General features: G+C 58.5%; 6 protein-coding genes. All 6 read right to left on the bottom strand.

Annotated features, from left to right (window positions below; genetic code table 11):
- Window positions 1-221: 221 nt before the first annotated feature.
- The 6 genes from FHT69_RS33610 to FHT69_RS33585 all read right to left on the bottom strand — a co-directional run bounded on the left by FHT69_RS33610 (window position 222) and on the right by FHT69_RS33585 (window position 9,614).
- Window positions 222-1,874 (bottom strand): GNAT family N-acetyltransferase, encoded by a 1,653-nt coding sequence (locus FHT69_RS33610; protein WP_029733027.1) that lies wholly within the window; start codon window positions 1,872-1,874, stop codon window positions 222-224.
- Between the two features lie 269 nt (window positions 1,875-2,143).
- On the bottom strand, window positions 2,144-2,635 hold the full coding sequence (locus tag FHT69_RS33605) for a hypothetical protein (RefSeq protein WP_028756241.1): 492 nt from the start codon (window positions 2,633-2,635) through the stop codon (window positions 2,144-2,146).
- A 125-nt stretch (window positions 2,636-2,760) separates the two neighbouring features.
- Entirely contained in the window at window positions 2,761-4,110 is a 1,350-nt protein-coding gene (locus FHT69_RS33600; RefSeq protein ID WP_028756240.1) for an HlyD family type I secretion periplasmic adaptor subunit, read from the bottom strand.
- A 5-nt stretch (window positions 4,111-4,115) separates the two neighbouring features.
- Entirely contained in the window at window positions 4,116-6,428 is a 2,313-nt protein-coding gene (locus FHT69_RS33595) for a type I secretion system permease/ATPase (RefSeq protein WP_183906596.1), read from the bottom strand.
- A gap of 25 nt (window positions 6,429-6,453) precedes the next feature.
- Entirely contained in the window at window positions 6,454-8,493 is a 2,040-nt protein-coding gene (locus tag FHT69_RS33590; RefSeq protein ID WP_127431879.1) for a hypothetical protein, read from the bottom strand.
- Window positions 8,494-8,639: 146 nt separating this feature from the next.
- The gene (locus FHT69_RS33585; RefSeq protein WP_052215224.1) at window positions 8,640-9,614 is read right to left on the bottom strand and encodes a hypothetical protein; all 975 of its coding nucleotides are present in this window, start codon (window positions 9,612-9,614) and stop codon (window positions 8,640-8,642) included.
- Window positions 9,615-10,444 lie beyond the last annotated feature (830 nt).

The raw sequence follows: 10,444 nt of genomic DNA, 5'->3' as shown, positions 1-10,444 counted from the left end.
CCTGAAGGCCGCAGGTTCAAATCCTGCCCCCGCAACCAAATCCCACACAGACCGCCATACACACTGATACAAAAAGCCCGCCTCGTGCGGGCTTTGGCGTTTCCAGATGGAATTAAGCCAAGGCTTCAGCACTCGCCCCAGAGCCCATGGCAGCGTGGAAACGGAAAAATGTGTCGTGCCGGAACTGTCGGACCGCCTTTCCGCACCATGGCAAAAAGTCCTCAATGCAGACGCGGTCGGCGTCGTTCGCTGAGCTGCCGTCCCCGGTTCCAGCGGGCGATGGTTTCCGGCACGATGTCCGTCTTGCGGGCCGCCGGCTCGGCACATTCGCGAATGCGTTCAAGCGCCGCACTTGCCTTGGCGGCATAATCCAGTGCGGCCGGATCGTCCGAATGCACTCCCTGGATCGCAGCGAAGACGGCTTCTGCTTCAGCCAGCCGTCTGCTGGCAGTAAGGGCGATGCCACGCTTGTAATGCGCCTGGATGAGATGCGGCCCGATCTCGCCGACCTGGCGGAAAGTCTCTGCGGCCTGGTCATATTGATGCAGGGCAAGCTGCGTGTCGCCAAGCCGCATCTGGATCGGTGTCGGATCGGGCGCTCGCTCGGTGAGCGCGTTGTAGGCAGTCAGTGCCTCCGTCAGCTTGCCGCGGTCGAACAGCAGATTGGCAAGGCCGAATTCCGCGCCGGTATGGCCGGGAGCCGATTGCAGGACCTGGTTGAAGGCAATCTCCGCCTTACCGCGGGCGCCGTTGCGGTACATATCGAGCGCCTGTTCATAGACGAAGCGAATGCTGCGCGGGTTGAGCACGCCATGCAGGTTCTGGCCGTTGCGGGTGCGGAACAGGGTGCAACTGATCCGCCGTTCCTCTACCCCGAACATATATTTGTAAGGTTCGTTTCCGCGCAGGAAGTCATAGGTCTTGAAACCGTCCTCGATCGCCCGCCGGATGCAGTAGCCATGCAGGATGAGGCCGGGAGACGGCGTCTTCCAGTTCTCGTCGCGGCCGGTGATATAGAAGAGGATGGCCTTCTTCTGCCGGTCGACGATATTCGCCAGCGCGCCGAGCGGCTGGTCGCCGTACCACAAGACCGGCACGTCGAGATTGCCGCTGTTGAAGCAGTCCATCAGCATCTCGCGCGTGGTGACGATTAGCCGCTCGGTCCGCTCCGCACCCTTGCGGGCGCTCCATTTGATCCGCCAGAGATTGAAGAGGATGTTGAGGTCGCGATCGATGGTCTCGGGGGTTGCCATGGTGATCCGGTAGATATCGTCGCCTTCGACCTTGCGCAGGAACCGCCGGAGCTTCTGGCGTGTCTGGCTGCTCATGCGCTGTTCGAGATAATCGTCGAAGCTTGCCGGCAGCGGGACGATCGGGCAGATCGTGTTGTCGATGTTCTCGCTGTTCATCGGCGAGCTGTCGCGAAACATCACCTCCGGCCCTTGCAGCGCCTCGATCATCTTCTCACGCCGGCCCGCTGGGCCGCTGAAATATTCGATCTTCAGATCGGTCCAGTTCTGATGTTTGATAAACGAAGCAAAACCGGCAATGGCATGATGCTCGTAATCCGGCCTGACGATGAAGCCGGTGTAATCGGCCGCAAAATTCCCGGCCATTATGATTTCGTCGTAGAAGAGCCCGGTCTTCTCGTTCAGATGGGTGATGAGGCGCAGCGGAAAGAAGGCGACATAAGGTGCTGCGGGATCGCGCTCGCGAAGGGCAAGGATGAACCAGCGGCGCCGGCGAGAGAGATAATTCTTCAGCCAGATCCAGGAGAGGAAATGCTGCGCGTCGGGATCTTCCATGAAGACCCGATCCCAGTTGTCGCGTAGCGCCTCGAACCCGGCAATAGTGTCGATAACATCTATGCGCATGTCCGCCCCCCAATACCCCATACGTCACTCGGGAGGTTTCATTCTAATGGGAAACACCGATCTTCAAATAAACCGTCCGGATGATTTGCAGGGCTTAAATATGATTAGTCCTGAGCCGGCGCTTAACCCAAAATCGAAGTCGGTTTTCAGTAAAGATCACATATCAATTCAAAGACATAGAGCGCGATGCCCCTGTCGAATGCGACGCTTCAATCTATCTCGCCCGAAAGTGTGCAACGGTTTTGGAAAGAGATACTCGTAAGAGTTACTCAGAGCTCGCCGGCGATCCTCGGGCTCGCATGGATGAAGGCCCAGAGCGTCCGGCTGATGGCGACGATTTCGGCGATCGACTTTTCCAGAAGGTCGAGCTCGCGCGCGTCCATCTGCTCGATCTTGCCATAGCGGATCTCCTTGTCGTCCTCGACCAGCCGCATCAGCTGCGTGCTGGAGATCTCTCCCTTTTCGTCGAAGGAATAGATGCAGTGATTGTATTTGTTGCGTGTCTTGGATTCCTTCTTCAGCCGCGACATGGCTGAAAGGATCGCCTTCCGGTCGGAAGCTGAGGTCGAAGCGAGCTTGGCAAGCCGTTCGATGAGATCGATCCGGGCGCGCGTCGTATTGAGCGTCAGGAACACCACGATCGCCGCATCCTTTTCGACCCGGAGAAGATGGGCGATGATGTAGATCAGCAGGCTTTCGGTATTCGTCCAGACATAGTTCAGGCGGCCGACCCGCAACAGGACATCGGACATCGCCGCCATGCTCTACCCTTTCTCCCCCTGAGGGGACGACCCATCCCCAAGGGGATGATACGTGCCGACATTATATCAGAACAATGGACGAGGCCGTCATATTGCCGGACCGCTCCCTGCCTGATTGCGAGTGATCAGCGTTCCTTGAAAGCCCGTGACATGCTGTCGGTGATTGGTTTGCTCAGATATTCGAAAAAGGTGCGTTCCGACGTCTGGATCAGCACTTCTGCTGGCATGCCGGGAACGGGATGGAAATTGTGCACTCGGGAAATCTCGGAATCGGGTATTTCGACGCGGACGATATAGACGTCCTTGACCGAGACCCCGGAACTTTCCTCGATCGAGTCGGCCGAAACGTAGAAGACCCTGCCTTGCAGCACCGGCGTCGTGCGCCGGTTGAGCGCCGTCAGGCGGATCGAGGCTGTTTCTCCCTCGTGCAACTGATCGATGGAGGTACGCAGCACCTGCGCCTCCAGGATCAGCGGCACATGCGCCGGCAGGATTTCCATGATCGGCTTGCCGGTCGTGATGACGCCGCCGGCGGTATGAAAATAGGAGCGCACCACTGTGCCCGTCACCGGTGAGCGGATGGTGGTGCGTTCGAGCACGCCGGCAGCCTCGCGCATCTGTTCGCGCACGCTGTCCAGATCGGATTCGGCGGTTTCGAGCGCATCGAGTGCCGCCTGTTTGTTGGAGTTGACGGCGATGATGGCTTCCTGGCGGAATTTGGCGATCTCCGCCTCGCTCTCGTTGAGCTCGCCGTTCAGGCGAGAAATATCGCCCATCGCATCGGCGATCGCCCGTTCGATTGCCAGGAGATCCGTCTTGCGCATATAGCCGACCTTGACCAGGCGCGCCTTGGAATCGCGTTCCTCGGTCAGCAGCGCCAATTGTCTCTCGAAGGATTCGCGTTGGCCTTTATAGCCGCCGAACCGGTATTCCAGCGACTTGATGTTTTTCTCGATCAGATTGAGCTGCTCTTCGAGCTTGATCTGCTTGCTGTGGAAGACGACGTTCTGGCTCTGGATGATCGCGTTGATGTCTGGATCACTTGCTTCCTTCATGACGATATCGGGAACCTGGAATTCCCGCAGGCCCTGCGCTTCGGCACGGAGCCTTGCTACGACGGCTTCCAGGCGCAGGCGCCGAAGCTGCAGCATCCGTTCGTTCGAGCGGGATGCTGTCGGGTCGAGGGTCAGCAGGACGTCGCCTTCCTTCACCGTGTCGCCCTCGCTGACGCGCATCTCCTTGATGATGCCGCCTTCCAGATGCTGGACGATCTTGTTGTTGCCGGTCGCAACGAAGCTCGCCTGGGCAATGACGGCCGAGGCGAGCGGTGCCGTCGCAGCCCAGAAGCCGAACCCGCCGAACGAGGTGAAGAGAACCGTCAGGCCGACGATGCTGTGCACGCGGATCGAGCGCGGCACGTCGCTATACCATTCGAGCTGCGCCGGGCCTGATGTCTCCCGATTTTTGCGTCCCATGTCGTTCACCCTTCGATACGCGGTGCTTGTTGACCGTTATTGCCGTTGTTCTTGGAAAGCGCCTGCAGCACCTCGATCCTTTCCCCGAACATGGCGACAGTGCCCTCCTTGAGCACGAGGATCTTGTCGACGCATTGGAGAAGGGCGGGGCGCTGGGTGATGGTGACCGTGGTGATGCCCTGCTTCTTGGCGTGGATCAGCGCCTTGGCAAGCGCTGCCTCGCCCTGGGTATCGAGGTTCGAATTCGGCTCGTCGAGAACGACGAATTTGGGATTGCCGAAGAAGGCGCGGGCAAGCGCGATGCGCTGCTTCTGGCCGCCCGAAAGCGGAGCGCCGTCTGCCGCCACGATGGTTTCATAGCCCTGCGGGAAGCTTGCGATGAGCTCGTGCACGTCGGCGAGCACTGCTGCCTCGTAGATCTGATGATCGTCGACGTCGTCGCGCATGCGGCAGATATTGGCTTTGATCGTACCGGGAAAGAGCTGCACGTCCTGCGGCAGGTAGCCGATGCTTTCGCCGAACTGACGCTGATCCCAGTTGCGCAGATCCATCAGATCGAGGCGCACATTTCCCGATGTCGGAACGATCGAGCCGACGAGCATCTTGCCGAGCGTCGTCTTGCCCGATCCGGAATTGCCGATGATCGCAAGCGATTCCCCCTTCCTGAGCGAGAAGGAGATGCCGTTGAGAATGACTTTCTTCTGTGGCGGCGGCACGAAGAGAATGCGCTCGACATCGAGCCGGCCTTCCGGATTGGGAAGGCGCAGGCGCGGGAAGTTCAAGGGAGAGTTCAACAGCAGTCCCTTGATCCTGCCATAGGCGGCTGCCGACCGGTTGAACTGGTGCCAGCCTTCGATGGCGCCTTCGATCGGCGCCAGCGCGCGTCCCGAAATGATCGAGGCCGCAATCACCATGCCGCCCGTCAATTCTCCGGCGAGCGACAGATGCGCGCCCCAGCCGAGCAGGGTAACCTGGGTAATCATGCGGCAGGCCTTCGATATGCCCGAGAAGATAATGTTGCGGTCCTGAGCCTCGACTTGCGATTTCAGCGAGCCCGCCGTTTCCCGGCCCCACATCTTCACCGCCTCGGGGATCATCGCCATGGCGTTGATGATTTGCGAATTGCGCGACATGGAATCGAGATGGAAATTCGCCCGGCTGAGATAGCCGTTGGATTCGGCGAATTGCCGGGCGGTGAATTTCTGATTGAGATAGGCGATGAAAAAAAGCACCGCACAGCAGACCATGATGATGATGCCGAGATGCGGATGCACGAAATAGACGACGACCACGAAGAACGGCATCAGCGGCGCATCGAGAAATGCGATCAGCGTGCCTGACGTCACGAAGCCGCGCAGCAGCTGCAGGTCCTGCAGCGTCTGATAATCCTTGCCGCTGCCATGCAGCGACGCCCTCGCCGCAGCGCTGAGGATCGGCGCGCCGAGCTGTACTTCGAGCTCCACCGCGGTGCGCATCAGGATGAAGCGCCGCACCGAATCCATGAAGGCCTGCAGCAGCACGGCGCCGAGCACGGCGATCGAAAGCATGACGAGCGTGTCGATGGAGCGGCTGGTCAGCACCCGGTCGGATATCTGGAAGAGATAGAGCGGGATCGCCAACAGAAGCACGTTGATGGCGATCGTGAACATCATGACCACAGCCATGTTGCGTCGGACCGCCGCCATGCCGCGCGAGAGGCTGGCGGCGAAATTCACAGGCTCACTGCGCTTGTGAAAACCGCCGCCACTTCCCCCGCCCCCGCCCGCGCCGCCACCGGGATCGGAATCCTTGCCGGTTCCGCCGCCGCCGGTGCGCAGCCGTCTGTCATTCTCGCTGATCGGACCGCCCTCGCCTTCGATCGTCTTGCCGAAGGGCATCGTCGGGTTCGATTTGAGCTCGGTCGTCTCTTTCGGCAGTTCAGGCGCCGCCCGCGCTTCGATCTGCGGTTGGGCGGGCGCTTCCGCCGGTTTTGCTGTGGCCGGGGCCTGCACCACCCCGGCGAAAGGCGCCGTTTCCGCGGCCGAAGGTTTCGGCGAGGCTTCCGGCATCACCACCTTTTGCGCAGAGGGTGGCGGCGCTGTGTCTTCGCGCGCCATAGCGGCAGCCTCGCGTACTGCAACTTCGGCCGTCTTCTTGCCGCCTTCGGTCGATGAAGCAGCGGCGCCGCTGAGCCTGCGAAGGTTCTCGACCGCCTCGTCGATCGCAGAGATGCACAGATTGGCCGGCGCCGTTTCCGAAGGGGCAGCGGAGGGAATATTGCCCGACCTCAGATCGAGAGCGCTGCCTGCTGCAAAAACTTGTTTCGAAATCTGGTTCATCGTGGTTCCTTCGCAATACTTAAGGTCACGCGACCATGGCTTGCATTACGTCGGCGGGGTGCGCCGACGACCATGAAAGATCATGCCCGGCATTGATGACGCCATCGGCGGAACAGCCGCCCGTGGGATCGTCGTCATCGAGAAAGGCGATGACTTCGTTGGCGAGCCTGTCGTCGGCTGACTGCGGCTGCGTCGCATCATGCTCCACCAGCCCGCCTTGAATGAGGATGGCGTCTGAATAGAGCTGGCCTGCCAGATAGGTGGTCTGGCCGAAACTGTCGTAGTCGACGATCTCGGCGATGTTGATGACCGCATTGCTGCCAGTGTCGATCGTCACCGTCGCATCGGGATTGTTGCCGAGGAGCGTCGCCGCCGCCTGGGTCACATCGTCGGAATCGCCGAGGATGCTCACCTGCTTTATGATCGTCATGTCGTAGAGATTGCCGGTGATGTAGAGCACGTTGAGGCCGGCATATCCCTGAAAATTCACATCGAACGACAGCCCCTCCGGCATATTGGGATCGCGATCTTCGATCGCCTTCTGCGCTTCGATCATATAGTCCGGCATGGCCTCGAACGGGGTGCCCGTCCCGACATTGTGGATCGAGGCGAAATTCCAGATCAGGTTGTTGCCGGTCTGGATGTCGGCGCCCGGATCGACGCCGTCTTCCGCCCGCACCCAGTCATTGTCGTAGAGCAGCGAGATCTGCGTGATGCTGTTGATGTCGAGCACATTGCCGCCGATGATCACCAGGTCATACTGCATGCCCATCCCGAAAAAGGAGGATAAGTTGATGGAGGTATTGCCACCCGTCAGAACCGTGGCTTCGGATCCCGAGGTGGTGACCGTCATCGTGTCGTTGTCGCTGATGAAGTGATACTGCTCGATCCACTGTACGAAGGAGACGTCGCCATCGATGACGTTGACGCGCCAGCTGTTCGGGAATGTCGGGTCGGCAGCATCGGTGTCGGCGTGGCTCGATGCTGCGAAGGTGCTGTTTTCGAAGACGGCGATATTCTTGGCGATCGTTCCCGCCTCCTCGGCCGAATGGCCGGATGAGCGCAGCGTCGAGGCGATCTCGTCATTGTCGCTGTAGACGAAGGCCTGGGAGACCGCGTCGATCTGGTGGTAATTGCCCATGACAGCGGTGACCGAGGTGATGACGCCGGTATTGATCACCGAGGCGATGTTGACCACGAAATTTGCGCCGGCGGTCACATCAAGGCTGTTGCCGCTGGGATCTGTCTGCTCGACGGATGAATTGCTGTCGTCAGCTTCTTCCTGGAGCTTGGCGAGACCGCGGTCGGGCAGGAAGTCGTCGAGGACGGGGATGTCGGCTTGACGTTCGCCATTGACATAGATGATGGGGTCGTCGCCCACCAGATCGGTGGTGACGAAATGATGCGTCGGGTCGGTGCTGAGCGAGGTTGTTCCGCTGTCCTCGGTATTCTGGGCATTCTGGATATAGGTTTCGATATCCTCGGCAATCTTCAGCGCGCCATCATAGGTATCAATCCGGTGCAGGCTCGAAAAAGGCGTGAAGATCTCGGCTTTGGCGCTGAAATCCGCGAGCCGTTCGATGACGAAACTCGTGTCGCGAGGCGCATGGATGCCATTCGTCATGTCGAGATAGTCGTCGTCGTAGAGAACGTTGACCTGAAGGACATGGCTGATAGCCGAGCCGGGCCCGGCAAAGACGGTCAGTTCCGGCTCATCCGACAGCACGATATCCGTAGGATCGCCGAAATGCGGTAGCGGGATGTCCTTTGCGGCGATCGCCGCCAGCTTCTCAAGGCTTTCTTCGAGGACGCGGCCCACATGGCGCGTCGGACCATATTCGATCTCGTAACTGCCGCTTTGGTAAATGACGCCCGGATCGTAGTCCTTGAGCTGGAAATCGGAAGAAAAGGCGGCGGTAAAGGCATCCTGATCCGGCAGAGCCGGTCCATCCGCGCCGGGTCCTGCCCCTTCGGCATAATTGGTGCGCAACCTCATCTCGTCGATCGTCATCTCGAAGACACCGATGAAATGCGCAATGATTTCCGAAATCTTCTCGATATGCATGGTTCGGCCCTCCCATTCGAAATGACGATCGGCCTTATCAGGCGCCCCTCGTTGGGAGCCGTGGTGTGGTCGTCAAACCGTTTTCAAGCAGTCAAACTGCACCGGCCGGAGCCGGTGCAGTTCGTCTTGGTCGTTGGAGGTCAGTGTCAGGTGCCGGTATCCTCGCCGACGTCGGAGACATGAGAATTGCCGCCGATGACGCTGGAGTCGACTGTATTGCTGAGCAGGTTCGCACCCTGAACGAGCTCGAGGTGGAAGCCGGAATTGGCAAGGACTGCCGAAGCATCGGCCGTGCTCGAGCCGCTGGCATCGTCGCCCGCCTTGAGGTCCCAGCCCTTGCCGTCCATCTCAATGCCTTCGGCACTGTCGGCGTGACCGGCGTCCGCCTTCAGGTGGTTGTCGGCGCCGCCATTGTCCATCTTGATGTTCCAGGCCTGGTCCTGGTCGGCCAGATGGTTTGCCTGGACGGCACTGAAGCCGCTGTCATTGCCCTCGCCGGACAGCGAATTGTTCAGGATGCTGTCGACGTCGAGCGTGAAGGAGAAGTCGTCGCCGAGATTGAAGGTGAGGTCGTGGCCGGCAACGCCGAGGTTGTCGAAGTCCTTGACGTCCTCGATCACGGCGAAGTCGGTGTCCGTCTTGTTGAAGCTGTCGGAGGTGTTGTTGCTGTCGGAGACCGTCTTGGTATCCGTATCCGTGATGGTCTTGATATCGGTGTCGGTCACGGTCTTCGTGTCGGTATCCGTGATCGTCTTGGTGTCGGTGTCGTTGTCGCTGTACGACTTGCTGTCATAGCTCCAGTCGTAATCGGTTTTGGTGTCGGTGTCGGTGATCGTCGTGGTCTTGACGCTCGTATCGTCGTCGGACTTGTAGCTCCAGTCATAGTCGTTGTCACGGTTGTCGCCATTGCTGGCGGAGATTTCGGCCTTAACGTCGACGTCGACGCTGTTGTCCGTATTGTCGCGATTGTCGCCATTGGCGACGCCGACATAACCGGTCGAGCCGTCGTCGACTTCAGTTGAATTGACAGCACTGTTTGCAAAGCCGTCGGCCAGAGCCCCGACCTTCGTGATTTCGGTTTCGTCGCCCGAAGATTTCGGGGGCTTATAGTCGTCAGACATTGCAGTTACTCCAGAAAAAAACCGGAGCAGCTTTTCGAAATCCCTCTCATCTCAAATGGGATTTTGCTCGCGCTCGCTCCGATGCGGTGAACATCGGCAGATGTATTCGATACTAGTCATCTGCGGGTTTGTCGCGACTTGTTGATCAAATCGATAGTATTGGGAACGCACGTACTCAGTACAATGCCGCACATATCCGACTCCCTATCCTGAAGAGGATAAGGAGTATTCAGGTTTTCTTTTAGTTGAGTTGCCATAAATGGAAGTCATGCATCAAAAAGGCATGCAGATACATAGCTCTTCCATGTCACCACTTGGACGACGACCACAGATTGGTGGAAAAAATACGGATCCGATAGATATCAATTCGGGCTAAGGCGGATCTGCCACGTCCGGATAACCCCGTCGCGGGAGCGTTAAGACCTTGTCGGAATCGATGTTGCTGAGCAGCTGGAATGCGGGACGCCCGGCATTCGCGGCTGGGTTGAGAGGCGACTTTCGACACGTCTCTGCCTCATCCCGGTGCATCCCCGCATGACGAAAATATGACAATTTGTACTGAAATATTACATTCAGTCGATCATCTATAGTCACGACAAATATAACCTTGAAGTATCTATCGCAGTGAAAATACAACCAAAGCATTGTAACGTATCGTTTTTCGTCCGCGAAAACTAATCACTTTGGGCCATTTCCTTCCTTCTCAATCCGTATTAACATAATTAAGAAATGTCTAAAAAATAAAGCGGTGACATCAGGGGCCGGCATTTCATACTATTTAATACCCGCCATCGCTCCACGTTTGAGTAAAGTGTAACGCTAGGGGAGGC

It is taken from the genome of Rhizobium sp. BK008 (genome assembly GCF_014197345.1).
Classification (GTDB): domain Bacteria; phylum Pseudomonadota; class Alphaproteobacteria; order Rhizobiales; family Rhizobiaceae; genus Rhizobium; species Rhizobium anhuiense.
The sequence above is the reverse complement of the archived record's forward strand: the minus strand, read 5'-3'. Positions and strand labels throughout refer to the sequence as shown.

Coding starts and splice junctions, on each gene's coding strand:
- FHT69_RS33590 (WP_127431879.1), bottom strand. CDS start 8,493: ATGCATATCGAGAAGATTTCGGAAATCATTGCGCATTTCATCGGTGTC.
- FHT69_RS33600 (WP_028756240.1), bottom strand. CDS start 4,110: ATGGGACGCAAAAATCGGGAGACATCAGGCCCGGCGCAGCTCGAATGG.
- FHT69_RS33595 (WP_183906596.1), bottom strand. CDS start 6,428: ATGAACCAGATTTCGAAACAAGTTTTTGCAGCAGGCAGCGCTCTCGAT.
- FHT69_RS33610 (WP_029733027.1), bottom strand. CDS start 1,874: ATGCGCATAGATGTTATCGACACTATTGCCGGGTTCGAGGCGCTACGC.
- FHT69_RS33585 (WP_052215224.1), bottom strand. CDS start 9,614: ATGTCTGACGACTATAAGCCCCCGAAATCTTCGGGCGACGAAACCGAA.
- FHT69_RS33605 (WP_028756241.1), bottom strand. CDS start 2,635: ATGGCGGCGATGTCCGATGTCCTGTTGCGGGTCGGCCGCCTGAACTAT.